At 67.0% G+C, this 21623-nt stretch carries 17 protein-coding genes; 10 read left to right on the top strand and 7 right to left on the bottom strand.

What is annotated here, in order from left to right; genetic code table 11:
- The first annotated feature begins 168 nt into the window (after positions 1-168).
- From sucC to D7T59_RS13415, 3 genes are all read left to right on the top strand, one after another.
- Positions 169-1338: an ADP-forming succinate--CoA ligase subunit beta gene (gene sucC, locus D7T59_RS13425; protein ID WP_004154430.1), complete on the top strand. Its 1170-nt coding sequence runs from the start codon at positions 169-171 to the stop codon at positions 1336-1338.
- A gap of 21 nt (positions 1339-1359) precedes the next feature.
- Positions 1360-2235, top strand: a complete 876-nt coding sequence (gene sucD, locus D7T59_RS13420; RefSeq protein ID WP_005410793.1) for a succinate--CoA ligase subunit alpha — start codon at positions 1360-1362, stop codon at positions 2233-2235.
- 238 nt (positions 2236-2473) lie between these two features.
- Positions 2474-4108 carry an NAD+ synthase gene (locus D7T59_RS13415; protein WP_180853419.1) on the top strand — a complete coding sequence of 545 codons (1635 nt, stop codon included), beginning with the start codon at positions 2474-2476 and terminating at the stop codon, positions 4106-4108.
- Positions 4109-4208: 100 nt separating this feature from the next.
- Here the strand turns inward: D7T59_RS13415 and D7T59_RS13410 are convergent, their stop codons facing one another.
- Together D7T59_RS13410 and D7T59_RS13405 are read right to left on the bottom strand one after the other, a co-directional pair.
- Positions 4209-5411, bottom strand: a complete 1203-nt coding sequence (locus D7T59_RS13410; protein WP_180853418.1) for a lipase family protein — start codon at positions 5409-5411, stop codon at positions 4209-4211.
- 201 nt (positions 5412-5612) lie between these two features.
- Positions 5613-6500, bottom strand: coding sequence for an outer membrane protein assembly factor BamD (locus D7T59_RS13405; protein WP_024956778.1), 888 nt, complete (start codon positions 6498-6500; stop codon positions 5613-5615).
- A gap of 113 nt (positions 6501-6613) precedes the next feature.
- Here D7T59_RS13405 and rluD point away from each other — a divergent pair, with 113 nt between their 5' ends.
- Genes rluD through D7T59_RS13385 form a run of 4 tightly spaced genes read left to right on the top strand, consistent with a single transcriptional unit; the run spans position 6614 to position 9312 of the window.
- Positions 6614-7603, top strand: a complete 990-nt coding sequence (rluD, locus tag D7T59_RS13400; protein ID WP_019660164.1) for a 23S rRNA pseudouridine(1911/1915/1917) synthase RluD — start codon at positions 6614-6616, stop codon at positions 7601-7603.
- Complete coding sequence (pgeF, locus tag D7T59_RS13395) at positions 7603-8373, top strand: peptidoglycan editing factor PgeF (protein ID WP_180853417.1); 771 nt, start codon at positions 7603-7605, stop codon at positions 8371-8373. Before rluD ends, pgeF begins: the two co-directional genes overlap by 1 nt.
- Positions 8374-8393: 20 nt before the next feature.
- A complete protein-coding gene (locus tag D7T59_RS13390; RefSeq protein WP_180853416.1) occupies positions 8394-8900 on the top strand; it encodes a DUF4166 domain-containing protein in 507 nt (168 codons plus the stop codon).
- Entirely contained in the window at positions 8875-9312 is a 438-nt protein-coding gene (locus D7T59_RS13385; RefSeq protein ID WP_164136195.1) for a thiol-disulfide oxidoreductase DCC family protein, read from the top strand. The genes D7T59_RS13390 and D7T59_RS13385 overlap by 26 nt, the downstream gene beginning before the upstream one ends.
- A 120-nt stretch (positions 9313-9432) precedes the next feature.
- On the opposite strand, the gene D7T59_RS13380 is transcribed toward D7T59_RS13385, so the two are convergent.
- The 5 genes from D7T59_RS13380 to D7T59_RS13360 form a co-directional block, all read right to left on the bottom strand.
- Positions 9433-10734 (bottom strand): OmpA family protein, encoded by a 1302-nt coding sequence (locus D7T59_RS13380; RefSeq protein WP_164136194.1) that lies wholly within the window; start codon positions 10732-10734, stop codon positions 9433-9435.
- 357 nt (positions 10735-11091) lie between these two features.
- Positions 11092-12456, bottom strand: a complete 1365-nt coding sequence (otsA, locus tag D7T59_RS13375; protein WP_180853415.1) for an alpha,alpha-trehalose-phosphate synthase (UDP-forming) — start codon at positions 12454-12456, stop codon at positions 11092-11094.
- A complete protein-coding gene (locus D7T59_RS13370; RefSeq protein WP_164136192.1) occupies positions 12453-14234 on the bottom strand; it encodes a glycoside hydrolase family 15 protein in 1782 nt (593 codons plus the stop codon). Before D7T59_RS13370 ends, otsA begins: the two co-directional genes overlap by 4 nt.
- Positions 14235-14274: 40 nt before the next feature.
- Positions 14275-15033 carry a trehalose-phosphatase gene (gene otsB / locus D7T59_RS13365; RefSeq protein ID WP_164136191.1) on the bottom strand — a complete coding sequence of 253 codons (759 nt, stop codon included), beginning with the start codon at positions 15031-15033 and terminating at the stop codon, positions 14275-14277.
- 206 nt (positions 15034-15239) lie between these two features.
- Positions 15240-17675: a TonB-dependent receptor plug domain-containing protein gene (locus tag D7T59_RS13360; RefSeq protein ID WP_180853414.1), complete on the bottom strand. Its 2436-nt coding sequence runs from the start codon at positions 17673-17675 to the stop codon at positions 15240-15242.
- Positions 17676-17890: 215 nt separating this feature from the next.
- On the opposite strand from D7T59_RS13360, the gene D7T59_RS13355 reads away from it, so the two are divergent.
- The 3 genes from D7T59_RS13355 (at position 17891) to D7T59_RS13345 (ending at position 21095) form a co-directional block, all read left to right on the top strand.
- Entirely contained in the window at positions 17891-18373 is a 483-nt protein-coding gene (locus D7T59_RS13355; RefSeq protein ID WP_106549581.1) for a DUF3574 domain-containing protein, read from the top strand.
- Positions 18374-18409: 36 nt separating this feature from the next.
- Positions 18410-19267, top strand: a complete 858-nt coding sequence (locus tag D7T59_RS13350; protein WP_180853413.1) for an XAC2610-related protein — start codon at positions 18410-18412, stop codon at positions 19265-19267.
- A gap of 109 nt (positions 19268-19376) precedes the next feature.
- Positions 19377-21095: a thiamine pyrophosphate-dependent enzyme gene (locus D7T59_RS13345; protein ID WP_180853412.1), complete on the top strand. Its 1719-nt coding sequence runs from the start codon at positions 19377-19379 to the stop codon at positions 21093-21095.
- The last annotated feature ends 528 nt before the right edge of the window (positions 21096-21623 follow it).

Raw genomic sequence — 21623 nt, 5'->3', positions numbered from 1 at the left:
AACTGCCTGAATGGCGGTGGAAATCTGCCCGCGTCCGGCGTTTTGTACAGACTTCTTTGCGCCCCGGCGCTGGCTCGGCCACAATAGTGGGCCCGCCGCGGTCCATGCCGGCGCCCCGCCGGGGCCCTGAGGAATTGCGTGCGGTCGTTCCTATTCCCACGGTGACGCATGAATTTCCACGAATACCAGTCAAAACAACTGCTTGCCGAGTACGGCATCCCGGTCCCGGCCGGCAAGGTCGCTGCGACCCCGGACGAAGCGGTTGCCGCTGCCAACTCCCTGGGCCAGGGCCCCTGGATGGTCAAGGCGCAGATCCACGCTGGCGGCCGCGGCAAGGCTGGCGGCGTCAAGTTCTGCAAGACCACCGACGACGTGAAGGCCGCTGCGGCCAAGATGCTCGGCACCAAGATGGCCACCTACCAGACCGCAGGCGTTGAACTGCCGGTCAACCTGGTGCTGGTGACCACCGCCGGCGAGATCGTCAAGGAACTGTACCTGTCGGTGCTGGTCGACCGTGGCACCAAGACCATCACCTACATCGCCTCTTCGGAAGGCGGCGTGGAGATCGAGCAGGTCGCCGCTGAAACCCCGGAGCTGATCCACTCGCTGAACGTCGACTTCGTCGAAGGCGTGCAGGGTTACCACGGCCGCGATTTCGGCTTCAAGCTGGGCCTGACCGCCAAGCAGGCCGGCCAGTTCGCCAGCATCATGGTGAACCTGTACCGCCTGTTCAACGAAAAGGACCTGGCCCTGGTTGAAATCAACCCGCTGGCCATCCTGGACGACGGCAACCTGTACGCGCTGGACGGCAAGTTCGACAGCGACGACAACGCCGCGTTCCGCCAGAAGGCCCTGGTCGCCATGCGCGACAAGACCCAGGAAGACCCGACCGAAGTGATCGCTTCGGAGCTGGACATCAACTACGTCACCATGGACGGCAACATCGGCTGCATGGTGAACGGCGCCGGCCTGGCCATGGCCACCATGGACGTCATCAAGCTCAACGGCGGCGAGCCGGCGAACTTCCTGGACGTGGGCGGCGGTGCCAACAAGCAGCGCGTCATCGAAGCCTTCAAGCTGATCCTGTCCTCGGACAAGGTCGAAGGCATCTTCGTCAACATCTTCGGCGGCATCGTCCGCTGCGACATGATTGCCGAAGGCATCATCGCCGCCGTGAAGGAAGTGGGCGTCAAGGTTCCGGTCGTGGTGCGCCTGGAAGGCACCAACGTGGAAGAAGGCAAGCAGCTGCTGCGTGACAGCGGCATGGCCATCATCCCGGCTGACAACATCAACGATGGCGCCAAGAAGATCGTTGAAGCTGTCAAGAACGCCGCCTGATACCGACACCAAGGAATTCCAATGTCTGTTTTGATCAACAAGAACACCAAGGTGATCGTGCAGGGCTTCACCGGCCAGCAGGGCACCTTCCACGCCACTCAGATGATCGAGTACGGCACCCAGGTTGTCGGCGGCGTGACCCCGGGCAAGGGTGGTACCACCCATATCGACCTGCCGGTCTTCAACACCGTTGCCGACGCCGTGCAGAGCACCGGCGCCAACGCTTCGGTCATCTACGTGCCGCCGCCGTACGCGGCTGACGCGATCCTGGAAGCCGCTGCTGCCGGCATCAAGGTCATCGTCTGCATCACCGAAGGCATCCCGGTGCTGGACATGCTGCGCGTCAAGAACGTGCTGACCCGCTCGCATCCGGACACCGTGCTGATCGGACCGAACTGCCCGGGCGTCATCACTCCGGGTGAGTGCAAGATCGGCATCATGCCGGGCCACATCCACCAGCCGGGCAAGATCGGCATCGTGTCGCGTTCGGGCACCCTGACCTATGAAGCGGTCAAGCAGACCACCGAAGTCGGCCTGGGCCAGTCCACCTGCATCGGCATCGGTGGTGACCCGATCAACGGCCTGAACTTCGTCGACTGCCTGAAGCTGTTCAACGAAGACCCGCAGACCGAAGGCATCATCATGGTTGGCGAAATCGGCGGCGACGCCGAAGAAGCCGGCGCCGAGTACATCAAGAACCACGTGAAGAAGCCGGTCGTCGGTTTCATCGCCGGTGCGTCGGCTCCGGCCGGCAAGCGCATGGGCCACGCCGGTGCGATCGCCTCGGGTGGCAAGGGCACGGCTGAAGGCAAGTTCGCCGCCATGGAAGCCGCTGGCGTCGTCACCGTGCGTTCGCCGGGCGACCTGGGCGCTGCCATCGCCAAGCTGGTCAAGTAAGACCGCAGGGGGACTGTAGAGTCGACTGTTAGTCGACTGCTCTTCCCGCCGACTGCTGCAAAACAGAAAGGCCGCCTTCGGGCGGCCTTTCTGCGTCTGGGCCCCGCGCGGCGTGGGGTCAGATCCCTTTTGCGCAGCAAAAGGGATCTGACCCCGGATAACCGTCGTGCCGCCGCACCGCCATCCATGCGTGGCGTGGATCTACAATGGCCGCATTGCAACCACAGGCTGGATTCCCATGGCTTCGATCCGCATCGCGATGGCGCAGTTCGACTTCCCGGTCGGCGATGTCGCCGGCAACACCGAGCGCATCATCGAGATGATCGGCCAGGCGCGCGACGAGTACGGCGCCGAGCTGGTGATGTTCCCCGAGCTGGCGGTGAGCGGCTATCCGCCGGAAGACCTGCTGCTGCGCCCAGGCTTCCTGTACGAGTGCGAGCAGGCAATGACGCGCATCGCCGCGGCCTGCCGCGGCATCACCGCAGTGGTCGGCTGGCCGCAGGCGGCTGGGGCGGTGGTCTACAACGCCGCCAGCGTGCTGCGTGATGGCCTGGTCGAGCAGACCTACCGCAAGCGCGAGCTGCCCAATTACGCCGTGTTCGACGAACGCCGCTACTTCGATGTCGATCCGGACGGTGGCAGCTGCGTGTTCGAGGTCAACGGCATTCCGGTGGGTTTGCTGATCTGCGAGGACCTGTGGTTCGCCGAGCCGCTGGCCGATACCGTGCGCGCCGGCGCGCAGCTGGTGGTGGTACCCAATGCTTCGCCGTACGAACGCGGCAAACACGCCCAGCGCGATGCGGTGCTGGCCGCGCGCACCCGCGAGAGTGGCGCGGCCATCGCCTATCTCAACGTGGTCGGTGGCCAGGATGCGCTGGTGTTCGATGGTGCCTCGGTGGTGGCCGATGGTGACGGCACGGTGCACCCCGCTGCCGCCGCCTTCGTCGACCAGTGGCTGGTGGTGGAGTACGACGGCCAAACGCGCCGCTTCATGCCGCACGTGTGGATGGACGATGGCGACGAGAGCATGGACGCGCTGGCCTGGCGTGCCGTCACCCGTGGCATCCAGGACTATTGCCGCAAGAACGGCTTCAGGAAGGTGTGGCTGGGCCTGTCCGGTGGCATCGATTCGGCGCTGGTACTGGCCATGGCGGTGGACGCGATGGGGGCGGAGAACGTCACCGCGGTGCGCCTGCCGTCGCGCTACACCGCCGGCCTGTCCAACGACCTGGCTGCCGAACAGTGCCAGGCACTGGGGGTGAAGCTGGAAGCGGTCTCGATCGAGCCGGCGTTCAAGGGCCTGATGGAATCGCTGGCACCGATGTTCGAAGGCACCACGCCGGACGTGACCGAGGAAAACCTGCAGTCGCGCAGCCGTGGCGTGATCCTGATGGCGCTGGCCAACAAGTTTGGCGGCCTGCTGCTGACCACCGGCAACAAGAGCGAGTACGCGGTGGGCTACGCCACCATCTACGGCGACATGTGCGGTGGCTATGCGCCGTTGAAGGACCTGTACAAGACCGAAGTGTTCGGGCTGTCGAAGTGGCGCAATACCGTGGGCGGTGCGCCGGTGATCCCACCGGCGGTGATCAGCCGCCCGCCGTCGGCCGAGCTGCGCGAGAACCAGCTGGACCAGGACTCGCTGCCGGCCTACGACGTGCTCGATGGCATCCTGTACCGCTACATCGACCAGGAGCAGTCGCGCACGGAGATCGTTGCCGCCGGTTACGACGCGGCCGTGGTCGACCGCGTGCTGCGCCTGGTGCGCATCAGCGAGTGGAAGCGGCACCAGGCTGCACCAGGCCCGAAGGTGTCGCGCCGTGCGTTCGGTCGCGAGCGTCGCTATCCGATCAGCAACGGTTACAAGGGCTGAGGTAGCGGGCCATCCACGCATGGCGTGGATCTACTGTGCCCGGTAGTGCCGGCCGCTGGCCGGCAACTCCATTTMCCGCGTATCCATGCGTGGCGCGGATCTACCGGGCTTCGTCGAGCAGCTGTTCGAGGCCAGCGGTTTCCGCAGCGCCGCTGAAGTGGCCGTCCCCCAGCCGGGCTCGTACGAACGCCAGGCCATCGGCCGCCGCCGCATCCAGCGTGCCGCGGTGGTCGACCGGGTAGCGCCGGAACGCCACCGGCTCGCCGCGCAGTACCAGGCCTGCGGCATACAGCAGGGTGGTCAGATACGGCACGTCCTGATCCTGGCTGCCATGGCCCAGCATCAGCGGCTGGCTGAAGCCCTTGCGCGGCACGCCCAGATAGTCGTACAGCAAGGCCCAGATGCCGGGCACGCTGGTCAGTGGTGCGCTGAACATCGACCCGGTATCGGCGCCTTCCAGGGTTGCGGCCAGTTCGCCCAGGCATTGCTGGCGTGCCAGGGCCACGCGTGCGCGCCCGGTATCACTGAGCACCCGGTCGATCTGCGGTGCGACCTGCAGCAGGCCGTCGAGCAGGTAGGCGTGGTAGGCATTGACCGCGCCAGGATTGGGCGTGCGGTTGTCCGGCTTCATCACCAGGGCGGTCAGCTCGACCGCGGTGGGCGTGCCGGTGGTGAAGCTGCCGCGGTAGTGCAGGGAAGGACCACCATAGGTGGGCGCCAGGTGCCCGGCCGTGAGCGCCGCGGCGCCGCCCTGCGAATGGCCGACCGAGACCCAGCGCGGCGACAGCGTTGATGCGCCCAGATACTGGCGGCTGGCCTTGACCAGATCGATGGTGTTGCGTGCCGCCGTGCGGACGTGCAGGTAGGCGTGGTCGCCGGGGCTGCCGAGGCCCTGGTAGTCCGCAGCGACCACCGCATAGCCCTGCGCCAGGAACTGATCGAGGAAGCGCCCGTCGCGGTCCGGCTGATAGGGGCCGGAGACCGAGGGAGCACAGCGATCGGCGATGCCCTGGGTGCCATGTGCCCACGACACCAGCGGCCAGCCACCGATCGGTGCCGCACCGGCGGGCAGGTACAGCAGGCCGGTGCCTTCGGCCAGCTGCCCGCGGTGGTCGGGGGTGCGGTAGTGCAGCTTGTAGGCCTGGCTGGCCCTGGAGGGCACCCACGAGGCGCGGTAGGGCGCGGCAGAGAGCAGATCACCCGGTGCAGGGGGGGCGGCACCCAGCGGCCCGGCGGTCGGCACCAGAAGGGCCGCCATGATCAGCGCGGGCAGGGGCCGGAAACGGCGGTGGGGTCGTGACATCGAAGTGCTCCTTGCAGGCCGGAATGGCCACTGCAGGGCAGTCTGGCGGGCGATGTGCGCGCCGATTGGGATCGAAGTCGCATTGACCGGGGATTCGTAGAATTCCTAGTGCGCGGGACCAGTAGCGCGCCTGCCATCCATCCATGCATGGCGTGGATCCACCGGATGGAAAAAGGGCCCCTTGCGGGGCCCTCTGCCTTCTTACTTCTTTTCCAGTCGCGCGTTGCGCTGGCCGGTGCTGGCGGACTTCTCGCCGGCGAACGGGTTCAGCTTGCGGATCATCCACGGGTACTTCGGCCACTTGCCTTCCAGCCACGGGTGGTCCGGCTGGTTCAGCTGCAGGACGCGGCGGGCGTCGTCGGCCAGGGTCTTGTTGCCCAGGTGGGTGTAGGAATCGGCCAGGACGGCGACGGCGTCGTACTGGAACGCGCTCTGCGGGTAGGTTTCCAGCAGGTAGTTGGCGCGGCCGGCGGCCGAGACCCAGGCGCCGCGGCGCATGTAGTACAGGGCGTTGTCCAGCTCATGCTGGGCGAACACGTCACGCAGCTCCAGCATGCGCTGGCGCGCATCGGCGGCGTAGCGGCTGTTCGGGTAGCGGTCGACCACGATGTTGAAGTCCGAATACGCCTGGTGCGGCGTGGACAGGTCGCGGCGGCTGGCATCCAGCGACCATACGCGGCGCAGGAAAACCGTACTGCGGTTGGAGTTGGCCAGGCCGCGCAGGTAGTACAGGTACGCGATGTTGCGGTGGGTCGGGTAGGTACGGATGAAGCGGTCGATGCTGGACACCGCATCGTCATGCTTGCCGGCCTTGTACTGCGCGTAGGCGGTTTCGATCATCGCCTGTTCGGTATACGGGCCGTACGGATACTGGGCCACGAGGCGGCGGAAGCTGGTTTCAGCCCCGCTCCAGTTGCCACCCTGCATCAGCTTGTGGCTCTTCTCGTACAACTGTTCGACCGGCGTCCCTTCATCGGGGCGATCGCCCTTCTTGGCGCCACGGTGGCAGCCGGTGGCGGCGATGACCAGCACCAGCAGCAGGGCGGTGAGGCGGACGGGCGCGGAGAGCATGGAGGAGCGTCGGATCATGAGGTCGAGGCGGGACGCGGCTGGAATACGAAGGGTCGATGATAGCCTAGTGTCCTGTCCAGCGACTGAAACCGGCCGCCGGGACCCCAAAATTTCAAAGAATGCCCCCTGCCATGTCTGAACAACCCTCTGAATCGGCCCGCCAGGCCATCGTCCCCGACACCGCCGCCGGCCGCCGTTTCGACGCCGTGGTGGCCGAACTGTTCCCCGAATACTCGCGGTCGCGCCTGACCGAGTGGATCAAGGCCGGTGAGGTCCTGCTGGACGGCGCCCAGGTGCGCCCGCGCGATCCGCTGCGCGGCGGCGAGGTGGTGACCCTCAACGTGGTGCTGGAAACCCAGACCGATGCCCAGCCGGAGGACATCCCGCTGGACGTGCTGTTCGAGGACGAGCACCTGCTGGTGATCAACAAGCCGGTCGGCCTGGTGGTGCACCCGGGCGCGGGCAACCACAGCGGCACCCTGGTCAATGCCCTGCTGTTCCGCGACCCGTCGGTGGCGGTACTGCCGCGCGCGGGCATCGTGCACCGCCTGGACAAGGACACCAGTGGCGTGATGGTTGTGGCCAAGACCCTGGAAGCGCAGACCGCGCTGGTCGAGCAGCTGGCCGCACGCGACGTGCACCGCCAGTACCTGGCCATCGTGATGGGCGCGCTGGTGGCCGGCGGTACCGCCGATGCCCCGATCGACCGCCACCCGCGCGACCGCCTGAAGATGGCCGTGCGCGAGGACGGCAAGGAAGCGATCACCCATTACCGCCTGCGCGAGCGCTTCCGTGCGCACACCGCGCTGGAGTGCCGCCTGGAAACCGGCCGTACCCATCAGATCCGCGTGCACATGGCGCACGTGCGCCATCCGATCATCGGTGACCCGCTGTACGGCGGTGCACTGAAGCTGCCCAAGGGCGCCAGCGACGAGCTGGTGGCCGCGCTGCGTGGCTTCAAGCGCCAGGCCCTGCATGCCGAGACCCTGGAGTTCACGCACCCGATCACCGGTGAGCCGGTGCGCAACACCGCGCCGGTGCCGGAGGACATGCTGCACCTGATGAAGGTGCTGCGCGAAGACAGCGAAGCCTTCGCCGCGCGCGAGCGGGACCGCTGGTAATGGACGCCGCGCTGCCGTTGCTGTGGGCCGACTGGCCGGCGCCTGCGGGCGTCCATGCGCTGACCACGCGTCGGCATGGCGCGGGCATCTCGCCGGCGCCGTTCGCGCAGTTCAACCTGGGCAACCGGCACGCGGCCGAGGGTGATACTCCGGCCAATGTCGAGCACAACCGCCAGCTGCTGCAGCAGGGGCTGGCGTTGCCGTCCGCGCCACACTGGCTGCGCCAGGTGCACAGCAGCACCGTGCTGCGCTTCAACGCGCCGCCGGTGCCGGGTGCCGCCGAGCCGGTGGCCGACGCCGCGGTGACCTCGGTGCCCGGCGTGGTGCTGGCGATCCTGACCGCCGACTGCCTGCCGGTGGTGTTCGCTGCCGCCGATGGCAGCGAAGTGGGCGCGGCGCATGCCGGTTGGCGTGGCCTGGCCGACGGCATGCTGGAGGCCACCGTGGCCGCCATGCAGACTCCGCCGGCGCAGCTGCGCGCGTGGCTGGGCCCGGCCGCCGGGCCGGCCGACTACGAGATTGGCGAAGAGGTCTACCACGCTTTCGTCGGCCATGATCCGGCCGCCGAGGTGGCGTTCGTGGCGACCCGTGCCGGGCACTGGAAGGTGGACCTGTTCGCGCTGGCGCGGCAGCGCCTGCAGGCCGCGGGCATGGACCCGGCGCAGGTATACGGCGGCACGGTCTCGACCATGGCCGATCCGGACCTGTACTCGCACCGGCGCGACCGTCGCACCGGGCGCATGGCAACGCTGGCCTGGATCGCACCCTGAGTACGCCCCTGTTCGCACGGGTGCTGGGGCCGGCCTTCGCCACCCTGGCCGCTCCGGTGCAGGCGCTGCATGCCGCGCCGCTGCCCTGCCGTTATGCAGGGCAGGCAAGGATCGTGCGGGGACGGCACTGGCTGGTGCCGTTGCTGGCTGCAGTGGCACGGTTGCCGAAGAATGGCGATGCGCTGCCGACCGAGGTAGCGTTCAGCGCGCACGGGCAGGGCGAACAATGGGCACGACGATTCGGCCGCTGGCCGATGGTGTCGCGGTTGTGGGAGCACGAAGGGCATCTGCACGAGCAGCTGGGTGCGGTGCGCTTCGCGTTCGACCTGCAGGCCCGTGATGGCGGCATCGACTGGACGGTGCGGCGGGTCTGGGCGTTGGGCCTGCTGCCGCTGCCAACACGCTGGTTCGGTGGCGTGCGCTGCCGTGAAGCGTGGCACGGCCGGCGCTACACTTTCCTGGTCGATGTGACCTTGCCCTGGGCCGGAGCCCTGATCCGCTATGAAGGCTGGCTCGAACCGCAGTGAGGTTGCCACCGAGACCGGCCGCGCGGTGATCGTGTTCGATGGCGTGTGTGCGCTGTGCAATCGATGGGTGCGCTTTCTGCTGCGTTTCGACCGCAAGGGGCGCTACCGCTTCGCCGCGATGCAGGGCACGCAGGGCAGCGCGCTGTTGCGTGCGCATGGGCTGGATCCGCAGGACCCGGCGTCGTTCCTGCTGCTGGACTCACAGGGCGCGTGGACCGATACCGATGCGATCCTGCGCGTACTGGCGGGGCTGGGCGGTGCTTGGCGCCTGGGCGGCGTGCTGCGCCTGCTGCCGCGCACCTGGCGTGACGCGGCGTATCGCGTGCTGGCGCGCAACCGCTACCGCTGGTTCGGACGCCACGATGCGTGCCATCTGCCCGCGCCGGAACACCTCGCGCGGTTCCTGGATTGATCGCCGGACGTCTGTGGAGCAGAGCCATGCCCGGCTGCTCCCGTTGACGCTACGAAAAAGCAGCCGAGCATGGCTCGGCTCTACAGGAGCAGCTGCTTCAATCCCGCAGCGTCTGCAGGCTCAGTCGAGCAGCCGGTAGCCGATACGGCGGTTCTGCGCGCGGCCGCTGTCGCTGCGGTTGTCGGCCACGGGATGTTCCTGACCGTAACCCACGGCGACCAGGGTGCCAGGCTCCACCCCCAACGCCTGCAGCCCCTGCGACACCGCTTCGGCACGTTGCTGGCTGAGATACAGGTTGCCTTCGGCCTGGCCGCGGCTGTCGGTGTGTGCACCGATTTCCACGCGCGTACCTGCTGGCGTGTCACGCAGTGCGTTGGCGACGGCTTCCAGCGTCTGCCGTGAGTCACCGGTCAGTTCGGAGGAGCCTGCGCGGAATTTCAGCGTGGTCTGGTTCAACGCAGCCACCCGTTGTGCGGGGACGGCGTCTGGTGGCAGTTGCGCCAGTGCGGCCAGGCCTGGACCCCAGAGCCCGCTCATCTCCAGCGCCGGGAAGTCCTGGCGCAACCGCCGCGAGATGGCCAGCCGCTCGGGCTCCTGCATGGAGCGGGTGTCGATCCGCAACCGGGTGCCGTCAAACGCAAGGTGCAGGCCGTCGCCCCGCAGGTGGGGAAGATCCACGACCAGGCGATCCAGCCAGCGCGGCGCCTGCGTGTTCGGGTCCAGCGCAATGCCACCGTCCAGGTTGCGCGCGCCGTGCACGGCGGAAAGCGCATTCCAGACGCGGCGACGGTCACTCTCGCTGGGCAGGCGCCCGTGCACCTGCACCTGCGTGCCGCGCTGCTGGAGGGAGAGTTGTGCTTCATGCGGGCGGGGAATGTCCTGCATCGTCCACAGCGGCGTGCGCGCCTTCACCAGCAGCCACGTGGTGAGGCCCAGCACCGCAACCACCGCCACGGTCCAAAGCAGGCTGCGCAGGGCCATGCCGTACATCGCACGCGACGGCACCATGCTGCGCATGCGCCTGGGCGCGGCGTTCCTGCGTGCTGGAACAGGGGCAGTGGCCACTTGATCGGCGGTGTGCGGGGCGGACATCAGGGCGACGACGCCGGGCAGCAGGTGGCAGATCACCACACGGAACGGCCCGGGCGACATGCCACTGCGGTGGGCGACCATGGCCAGCGTGTGTGCGCCCAGGGCGCGCTCCATTTCGCTGGCAACGATGGGCAGGCGCAGGGTGGCCGGGTGCCGCCAGGAGTGGAAGCGAGCGGCCAGGCCAGCCTGTTCGAAGCGCTGCTGCACGCCGTCCAGACCGTGGGGATGCGAGGCCACCCAGGCGGTGATCACCTCGACCACCCAGCGGGTGCGATGGCCCAGTTCAAGGCGTGTTGCGGCATCTTCGATGAAACGGTCGTAAGCGGACATGCGGTGACTCCCCAGGTGTGATGTGCGCAGCGCCGCGCAGCGGGCGCTGCGATGGCGTGCGGTCGTTCCGGGGGCGTCACTTTGGGGAGCGGGTGTCAATGCGGAATGAAGACCGGCGCGCGCTGCCGCTTTCGTTTTTGCGGAGGTGTGAGCAGCAGGCGTGATGAAACCGGGAAAACCCCTGTGCGAAGCGGGCTTCACACAAGGTCCGGTGTTGCGCGCGGCAGCCGGAAGGTCGCATTGCGGGCGCGGCGATATGGTTTCATTCGCATCTAGTTTCGTGCTGAAAACGACAATTTGCGGGCCGTGCCGGCACGCCGATGACGTGTCGAACCGGCCCGGAGTGATGATTGTCGCTCAGCCTTCCAGTGCGTCCAGGTAGCTGCGTCGCCAGTGGTTGATGTCGTAGGTGCGCAGGTGCTCCATCATCGCGTGCCAGCGCTCCTTGCGCCTGCGCAGCGACATCGTCGCGGCCGTGGCGATGGCATCGGCCACGCCGTCCAGATCATGTGGGTTCACCAGGAGCGCCTGCTTCAACTCGTCGGCGGCACCGGCCAGCAGCGACAGCACCAGCACGCCCGGATCCTCCGGATCCTGCGAGGCCACATATTCCTTGGCCACCAGGTTCATGCCATCGCGCAGCGGGGTCACCAGTCCCACTGCCGCCGCCCGGTAGAAGCCGGTGAGGGTGGCGTGGGTGAAGTTCTGGTTGACGTAGCGCAACGGCGTCCAGTCCGGCTCGGCGTGGCCACCGTTGATGTGGCCGGCGATCTGCTCCAGCTGGCTGCGCAGCTGCCGGTACTCGGTCACATCACCGCGCGAGACCGGGGCGATCTGCAGGTACGTCAGCGAGCCGCGCTGGTCGGGATGGCGCTCAAGATACCGTTCGAAGCCGAGGAAGCGCTCGGGCAGGCCCTTGGAATAATCCAGGCGGTCCACGCCGATGGCCAGCTGGCGATCACGCAGGCTGGCGCGCAGGTTCTTTACGGCGGCCTTGGTGGCGGCGGTACCGGCCTGGCGCGCGATCAGCTCGGTGTCGATGCCGATCGGGAAGGCGGCCGCACGGAAGCGGCGGCCGCCCGGTGCTTCCAGCTCGCCGTTGTCGAGTACGCGACCGCCGCCGAACAGGCGCAGGTAGGTCTGGAAGCGATCCGCATCGCGCTGGGTCTGGAAGCCGACGAGGTCGTAGGCGTACAGCGCCGAGAACAACCGCAGGTGGTCGGGCATGGCCTGCAGCAGGTCGGCCGAAGGCATCGGGATGTGCAGGAAGAAGCCGATGCGGCAGCCGACGCCGCGTTCTCGCAACAACGCACCCAGCGGAATCAGGTGGTAGTCGTGGATCCAGACGATGTCGTCCTCGCGCAGCAGCGGCGCGAGCTTGTCGGCGAACAGCGCGTTGACCTTGTGATAGGTCTCGCGGGTGCCGCGGTCATAGTCGACCAGGTCCAGGCGGAAGTGCAGCAGCGGCCACAGGGTGCGGTTGGCGAAGCCGTTGTAGTAGCCGTCCACCTCGCGCTTGCTCAGGTCCAGCGTGACGAACTCGATGTCGCCGTCTTTTTGCCGATGCAGTGTGCCGCTGCCATCGCGCACGCTCTTGCCGCTCCAGCCGAACCACATCCCGCCGCGTTCCTTCAGCGCGGCCAGCAGGCCGACCGCCAGGCCGCCGGCACGGTTTTCGCCCGGCACGGCCACCCGGTTTGAAACCACTACCAGACGACTCACGAGGCCTCCTGCCAGGACCGCGACAGGCGCATCGCAGCAGTGATCAGGCCGACGTGCGAATAGGTCTGCGGGAAGTTGCCCCAGGCCTCGCCGCTGTCGAAGGCCAGATCCTCCGACAGCAGGCCAAGGTGGTTGCGCTGCTTCAACAGCAGCTCGAACATGCCTCGTGCTTCGTCCATGCGCCCGATCGCCGCCAGCGCATCGATGTACCAGAAGGTACAGATGGTGAAGCTGGTTTCCGGCTCGCCGAAGTCATCCGGTGCAACGTAGCGGTACAGCGAATTGCCATGCTTGAGGTCGCGGCCGATGGCTTCGACGGTCGCGACGAAGCGGGCATCCATCGCATCGATGAAGCCGATGTCGGCCAGCAGCAACAACGAGGCATCCAGGCGATGGCCGCCGAAGGTGTCGGTGAAGTGGCCGAGCTCATCGCTCCAGGACTCGGCCATGATGCGTGCGTGGATGGTGTCGGCGCGCTCGCGCCAGTAGTGGGCACGGTCGTCGCGCTTCAGGCGCACGGCGATCTTGCACAGGCGGTCGCAGGCCGCCCAGCACATCGCGCTGGTGTAGGTGTGCACCTCGGTACGGCCGCGGAACTCCCACAGGCCGGCATCGGGTACGTCGTGCAGGGCGAATGCCTGTTCGCCCAGGGGTTCCAGGCGGGCAAAGGTGTGCGCATCACCCGGGTCCTGCAGGCGGCGGTCGAAGAACAGCTGCGTGGAGGCCAGCACCACGCTGCCGTAGACATCGTGCTGGCGCTGCACCCAGGCCAGGTTGCCGCGACGCACCGGGCCCATCCCGCGATAGCCGGACAGGCTGGGAACTTCGTTCTCGTCCAGCTTGGCCTCGAAGCCGATGCCATACAGTGGCTGCAGGGTGCCGTCGGTGGTGGCCAGGTTGAAGATGTAGCCGAGGAACTGCTCCATCGTGCGCGTGGCGCCAAGACGGTTCAGCGCACGCACCACGAAGGCGGCATCGCGCAGCCAGCAGTAACGGTAATCCCAGTTGCGCACGCTGCCGGGCGCTTCCGGAATGGAGGTAGTCATCGCCGCGATGATCGCGCCGCTGTCCTCGTACTGGCACAGCTTCAACGTGATCGCACTGCGGATCACCGCGTCCTGCCATTCCAGCGGAATGGACAGGTAGCGCACCCATTCGCGCCAGTAGTCGCGGGTGCGCTGGAAGGCTTCCTGCACATAGCCGCTGATCGAACGGTTGAGCGATTCGTCCACGCCCAGGATCAGGTGGATCGGGTGGTTGAGCACGAAGGGCAGGCCATCGCGCACGAAGCGCACCGGTACGTCGGTGGTCAGCCGCAGCACGTGCCCGGGCAGCACCCAGCGCACGTGGTTGCTGCCCCAGGTGGACTCGGGCACGCGCGCACCCCAGTCGGCCAGCGGGCGCGCACGCACGGTGATGCGTGGGCTGCCGGCCAAGGGGCGCACCTGGCGGATCAGGCTGACCGGGCGGTAGAAGCGGTCGTTCTGGCGCCAGCGCGGGGCGAAATCGAGGATTTCCAGTGCGCCGCCATGCGTGTCACGCAGCACGGTGCGCAGGATCGCGGTGTTGGTGAGGTATTCCTGTTCGCTGTCGGCGAAGTCCTCCAGCTCGATGGCGAAGTCGCCGCCGGTCTGCTGGTTGGGGCCGAGCAGGGCGCAGAAGGTGGGGTCGCCGTCGAAGGTGGGCAGGCAGCTCCAGACAACGCGGGCATGTTTGTCGACCAGGGCGCCGAAGCTGCCGTTGCCGACCACGCCCAGATCAAGATCGGGTTGGGTCATCACGCGGTACATCTCGGTTGCGGCCGTGGGGGTGGCCGGGTCAATAGGCATTCTCACGCAGCCAGGCGTGCACGCTGCGTATGTCGGGCAGCGCGAACACCGCCGCGCTGGGTTCACGCTCGCCCACCAGTACGCTCCAGCCATGCTGACCGTTGGCGGCATCGAAGCCGAATTCATCGGTGAGGTCATCGCCGATGAATACCGGCAGGCGGCCACGGAACGGCAGGTACTGCATCATCCGTCTTACCGCGCGGCCCTTGTCGGTGCCTACGGGGACGAACTCGACGACATGGTCGCCCGGTTGCAGGCGATAGCTGGTGCGGCCGCGCACGTGGCGGTCGGCGAATGCGCGGACATCGCCGGCGGCGTGTGGCGCGCCGCGCCAGTGCAGGGCCAGGCCGACGCCCTTGTCTTCCACCAGCACGCCGGGATGCCCATGGGCAAAGCGCATCGCCTGCTGGTGCAGCGCGTGCAGCCACTCGGAGGTGTCGTCGTCGTGTTCGTCGCGCAGGACGCGACCGTCCTCGCCACGCAGTTCGTGGCCATGCAGGCCGGCGGCGGGCAGCTTCAAAGGCGCGAACAGTTGATCCAGCTGTTCAAGCGGGCGACCACTGACCAGTGCCACGGCACCTTCCAGGCGGTCGCTGATGCGGCCGATGGCTTCACGCACATCGGGCAGCAGCTGCACGGCATCCGGGCGTGCAGCGAATTCGATCAGGGTGCCATCGACATCGAGGAACAACGCGCAGGCGTCGTCCAGCAAGGGCGGTGGCGGACGCAGGGGGAGCGGTTCAGCCATGTCCCCCACCTTGCCAGCGCGGGCGTGTAGGGCAGGTCGAGGCAGGGCGACAGTTCACTGACCTGCCGGCCCTGGACCCGGCGACGGGGTAGAGTCGACTGTTAGTCGACTGCCCTTCACGCAGATCGAGAAAATCCCGCGCTGCGCGCGATAGTCGACTAACAGTCGACTCTACCCCCCCGGCTCTACCGGGTCTATTCTGCGAATCAGAACGTATAGCGGACGCGGCCGTAGTAGTACGCGCCGTTGCTGCCGATCGGCGACAGCACGTCGTACGGCAGGTTGCCGAAGTAGTGGATATCGCTGTTGGATCGATCCGGGTAGTTGTCGGTGAGGTTCTGCCCGCCGATGGCCACGCTCCACTGCGGGGTGATGCGGTACTCGACCTCCGCATCCAGCTGCCACTCGGCCTGGTAGGTCTGGCGCGGGATGTAGCCGTCACCGAAGTTGAACACGCGGGTGGCGCTGCCATAGCGGTTCACGCGGGTGCTCAGCGACCAGTGGTCGTTGCTCCAGGCCGCCGAGAAGCTGCCGCGGGTACGCGGCGTGGCATCGGTCAGCGTGTTGGTCTCTTCGATGCCGAACAGCACGTAGTCCGGGTTCAGTGCACGCAGCTGTGCCGGCGTGGCCAGCACGTTCTTCAGCGTGGTCTTGGTGTAGGCGTAGGTGCCGGTCAGCAGCAGTTGGCCGTTGCCGAGCGACTGCCGCCAGTTGCTAACCAGCTCGGCGCCGCGGGTGCGGGTGTCGGCGGCGTTGACGAAGAAGCTGGCGCTCTGCAGGCCGGTGACGCCGTAGTTGGCCGCCACATAGTCGGTCAGCGCATCGCCGGTGATGCTTTCCGACAGCGCGATGCGGTCGTCGATGTCGATCTGGAAGAAGTCCAGCGACAGGTCGAAGTGCTCACCGATGCGGCTGGTGAAGCCCAGCGAGGTGTTGATCGACTTCTCCGGCTTCAGGTTCTGCGCACCCAGGCCCCGCGCGATCGGATTGTTGACCGACAGCAGGCGGCCCTGCACCAGCTGGCCGCCAGCGTTGTAGCCGGTGGAGGTGGACTCGTAGCCGATCTGTGCCAGCGACGGCGCGCGGAAGTTGTTGGAGATGGCACCGCGCAGCGCGAACGCCGGGGTGAATTCATAGCGCAGGCCGAGCTTGCCGGTCAGTTCGCCACCGAAGTCGTCGTTGTGCTCGTAGCGCGCGGCCAGATCGGTGGAGAACTTTTCGCCGAACTGGCTGGACAGGCTGGCGTAGGCGCTGGCGACATCGCGCGACAGGCGCGCCGCATCCTGCGGGGTCAGGCCACCACCGGCCTGCGAACCGGTCGGGCGGTCGGTGTACGGTCCGGCCGCATAGCTGGCCGGATCGCCGGGACGGGTCTGGTAGCGCTCATGGCGCGCTTCCACGCCCAGGCCCAGGGTGTGGCTGATGCGCTCGCTCTGGGTGAACACGCGGCTCAGGTCGAGGTTGCCCACGGTCTGCGCGTACTCATAGTCGGCAGTCTTGAAGCGGGTCGGGCTGGTCGGGCCCAGCGAGGCGTTGAGCGAGTCGCGCAGGCGGTAGGTGAAGTCGTTCTGGCCGTAATCGATGCTGCCGTCGTAGCTCCACTCGCCCCACTGGCCGCGCACGCCGGCCACGGCCTGCACGTCGCGGTTCTCGCCTTCGGAGATCGGCCGGTAGCCGTTCGGATAGACCTGCTTCCAGTTGGCATCGCCATCGGGGTAGCGGAAGTAGTTCGCACCTTCGGTATCACGCTGGTTGAAGGTGCCGAACGCGTAGAACGTCGACGTCTGGCCGACCGGGATCTCGGTGTTCAGCCAGAGGTTGATGTCCTTGCTCTTGCCATCGCCCAGCACGTAGTTGCGCTTGCCCTGAAGTGCCAGGTTGTCCGGCGTCTGGTCCCACGGCGGAATCTGGTCGAAGCCGGCGCGGTTGGTGCCGTTGCGGTGCTTGTATTCCAGGCCGACGCGCAGGAAGCCGCCGTCCTCGCCCAACGAGGTGCCGACCTTGGCGCTGATGTTGCCGGTCTGGCCATCGGTGAGGGTGCGGCCGATCGGCTTGAGGTCGGTGTGGTTGGCACCGTAGCTGGCTTCGATCTCGCCGCCGTCGCCGCCGTTGTCGAGGATCACGTTGATCACACCGGCAACTGCATCGGAGCCGTACAGCGCACCGGCGCCATCGCGCAGCACTTCGATGCGCTTGATCGCACTGACCGGAATCGAGTTGAAGTCGACCGGGGTGGTGCCTTTGCCGATCTTGCTGTCGGTGTTGACCAGCGCGGTGTGATGGCGGCGCTTGCCATTGACCAGCACCAGCACCTGGTCCGGCGACAGGCCGCGCAGCTGGGCGGCGCGCACGTGGTCGGCGCCGCCGGAGTTGGACTGGCGCGGGAAGTTGAACGACGGCAGCAGCGCCTGCAGCGCGCTGCCCAGTTCCCCGTTGACCACGCCGGCCTTGCGGATGTCCTCGGCGGTGAGCACATCCACCGGCGAGGTGGATTCGAGCACGGTGCGGTCGGCGGCACGGGTGCCAGTGACGATCACAGTGTCCAGGTTGGTGGCGTCCTGGGCCAGGGCCGGGACGGCGGCGGAGGAAAGCGCGAGGGCGATGGCGAGGCCGAGCGGCGACGCGGGCGGGCGGACGGACATGGGGGCTCCAGCAACAACGACGACGGGGAAGGGGGAGATAGTTTCACTTACATCCATCCGGATGAAGCGATATATTATCTTCGCGTGATGACCGGTGCCGATGCAAGCCCCTGCCGGTCCGGCATGAGCTGATGCCCGGTTGGCATCAGCACGCCGGGCCGGTGGCGCTGTACGCTGCCGGCTCGCCTTGTCCCCCCTTCCCCGGAGCTGTACCGATGAAACACCTTGGCCTCGTCTTCGCCGTGCTGCTGGCCACCAGTGGCTGCGCCAGCCTGTCCTCGCAGGCGCCCAGCGCCTATGCCACGGCCACCACCGCCGAACTGAAGGGCGATGCCGCACGCCCGTCCGACGGCCACGGCTGGGTGCGCAGCGAGCTGTACTTCGGCGTGGGTGAGGAGCAGGGCGCGGGCAACCGTCCGCAGGCCGACACCATCAGCGAGGCGCAGTGGCGCACCTTCCTGGACAAGGAAGTGACCCCGCGCTTCCCGGATGGACTGACCGTGTTCGATGCCTATGGCCAGTGGCTGTTCCGCGGTGATGCCGCGCCCAACCGCCTGCGCACCAAGGTGCTGGTGGTGCTGCACGAGGACACCCCGCAGCGCCGTGCTGATATCGAAGCGATCCGCCTGGCGTGGAAGCAGCAGACCAAGCATCAATCGGTGCTGTGGTCGCGGCAGCCGGTCGAGGTATCGTTCTGAGTTGAAGGCGCCATCGCGGTGCCGCAGGGAGCGATGATGAAACACAGGGAATGCGTGCTGGGCCTGGTGCTGGCAGGGCTGCTGGCACCGTCGGCGCAGGCGGGTGGCGACGATGGCGAAACGCTGCGGTTCCAGGTGGCCACCCACGTGCAGGCGCACGCCGATCCCCAGCAGGATGGCAGCATCGCCGTGCAGCTGTCGCCGTCGGGCAAGCGCCAGACGCTGGCGGGTGCGGCCGATGCCGACGGCAACTCGCGGTGGTCCCTGGAAGATGTCGATTTCGATGGCTACCCGGAGCTGGTCGCGCGTGCATCGGTGGGCATGGTCAACGAAGCGGTGGCGGTGTACCGGTTCGATCCGGCCAGCGCTTCGTATCGCGCGCTGCAGGCCGACACCCACGGCAAGGACAGCTGCGGTGACCTGATGGGGCTGAGCGTGGACGTTGCCACCCGCACCCTCACCAGCAGCTGCCGCAGCGGCCCGATGTGGTACGCCGACCAGTACCGGTTCGCAGGCGCAACGCTCTACCTTTACCGCAGCGAGAATGTGCTGATGCTGGGCGATACGGTGAACGCCGCACTGCAGTGGGAACAGACCGATGAACAGGGCCCCCTGGCGGTCTGGCGCACCTACGATCCCGCCGGTCGTGTGCTGGAGAGCGCCATTGCCGATGGCCTGGGCGCACGGCCCGACGGGCCGCTGCGTGGTCAGCAGGCTACCGTGGTGCCGGCACGTCTGTTCCTGTTCGATCAACCCGGCGCGACCAGCACCAAGCGTTACCTGGTGCAGGGCGATCGCGTGGAACTGCTGGATGAACAGGACGGCTGGGTGAAGCTGCGCTACCAGAATCCGAAACGCGGTGCGGTGTTGGGCTGGATCAACGTCAACGATTGACCGGACATCCGTCCGCAGTTTGCACATCGAGGTGATGCGCGACTTGCCCACGGAGGCATCACTTCGCCGGGTCTAGCCTCGGACATTCCCCCGTTCGAGGATGTATCCGATGAGCAAGCGCGTGGCCGAAATCGTGGTGGATGCCCTGCAGCAGGCCGGTGTCCGCCGTTGCTACGGCATCGTGGGCGATACGCTCAACCATGTGACCGATGCGATGCATGGCAGCGAGATCGCGTGGGTGCATGTGCGCCATGAAGAAGTGGCAGCGTTCGCCGCCGGCGCCGATTCACTGGTGAGCGGCGAGCTGACCGCCTGCGCCGGTTCCTGCGGCCCCGGTAGCCTGCATTTCATCAACGGCGTGTTCGAGAGCAACCGCAACCGCGCGCCGATGGTGCTGATCGCCAGCCAGGTGGTGACCAGTGAGCTGGGCATGGAATTCCCGCAGGAAGTGGACTTCAAGGCGGTGTATGCCAGTTGTTCGGTGTTCTGCGAGCAGGTGCACAGCGCCGAACAGGCGCGCCGCGTGGTCACCCTGGCCTGCCAGGCCGCGATCAGCCGCCGCGGTGTGGCGGTGGTGATCCTGCCGGCCGATATCAGCCAGGCCGAGGTGAAGCACGATGTGCCGTTCTCTGTGCACTACACCCAGCCGGTGCTGCGCCCTTCAGACGCAGAACTGCAGCGTATCGCCGCGTTGTTGGGGCAGGGAAAGCGCATTGGTGTCTACGCTGGTGCCGGTTGCCAGGGCGCGCACGCGCAGCTGCTGGAGCTGGCACGACGCCTGCAGGCGCCGGTCGCGCACACCTCGCGCGCCAAGGACTTCGTCGAGCCGGACAACCCGTACAACATGGGCATGACCGGCATCTTCGGCATCGAATCCGGCTTCCACACATTGATGGAGTGCGACACGCTGCTGCTGCTCGGCGCCGACTTCGCCTGGGGCCAGTTCTACCCGGACAAGGCCACGATCATCCAGGTCGACCGCGATGGCAGCCATCTTGGTCGCCGCCATCCGGTGAACCTCGGCGTGGTGGGTGATATCGCACCGACGCTGGACGCGCTGCTGCCGATGCTGCCGCCGCGCGAGGACAGCAGCTTCCTGGACGAATGCATCGAACGTCGCGACAAGGCGCTGAAGAAACGCGAGCAGGAAGAACAGCCGGGCGAAGGCGAGTTGATCCACCCGCAGCACCTGACCGCATTGCTGTCGAAGTATGCGACCGACGATGCGCTGTTCACCGCCGACGGCGGCTCGCCGATGGTGTGGGTGTTGCGGCATATCCGGGTGAATGGCCGCCGCCGCACGCTGACCAGCCTGCTGCACGGCACGATGGCCAACGCGATGCCACAGGCGCTGGGCCTGCAGAAGGCGTTCCCGGGCCGGCAGGTGATCTCGCTGTCCGGCGATGGCGGCCTGGCGATGCTGCTGGGCGACCTGCTGACCGCAGTGCAAGAGAACCTGCCGATCAAGGTGGTGGTGTTCAACAACGGCTCGCTGAATTTCGTCGAGCTGGAGCAGAAGGTGGAAGGATTGCTGGACAACTACACCGACCTGAAGAACCCCGACTTTGGTCGCTTGGCCGAAGTGATCGGCTTCCACGGCCGCACGGTCACCCGTAGCGAGGATCTGGAAGAAGCTGTGCAGGACTTCCTTGCCCAGCGCGGCCCGGCGCTGCTGGACGTGCATACCAGCCGCGCCGAGCTGGTGATGCCGCCGCAGATCGAGGCCAAGCAGGTGGCCGGTACGGCGCTGTATGCCGCCAAGGCGGTGTTGAACGGCCGCTTCGACGATGTGAAGCATCTGCTGGTGGACAACTTCCTGAAGAAGTAGGGAGTTGGTCGATGCAGGGCTGCGCCCTGCACCCGCAGAGGCCAATGCAACAGCCGAAGCAACAGCAACTGCGGGCATTCCTTGGGATGGCAGGGCGGGTCCGGTTGCGGGGGACGCCGTAAACCCGTCCCTGGGGGCTTGGCCGCGGCATCCATGCCGCGGACACCCCCGCAACCGGACCCACCCCGCCTTCGACAGATTCCTGCGATCTGTCGGAATGGCATGGCCGGTGCCTGATGGGTGTCGACCTTGGTCGACACGGTGGATCCACGCCATGCGTGGATGAACGAAATAATGATCGGAATGATCTTCTGTAGAGCCGAGCCATGCTCGGCTCAGAGGCTTCGCGTATGGCAGCCGAGCATGGGCTCGGCGCTACAACGAGAGCCTGCTTTTGCTTTTGATCTTTTGATTCTCTTCCGTGGCTGGCACACGCAGGAAACTGTCAGGGGCCGGGCGGGTGGGCGTCGCGGGGGTGTCCGCGGCATGGATGCCGCGGCCAAGCCCCCAAGGATGGGTTYACGGCGT

Source organism: Stenotrophomonas maltophilia (assembly GCF_013464915.1).
In the GTDB taxonomy this organism is placed as follows: Bacteria; Pseudomonadota; Gammaproteobacteria; order Xanthomonadales; family Xanthomonadaceae; genus Stenotrophomonas; species Stenotrophomonas maltophilia_AT.
The sequence above is the reverse complement of the archived record's forward strand: the minus strand, read 5'-3'. Positions and strand labels throughout refer to the sequence as shown.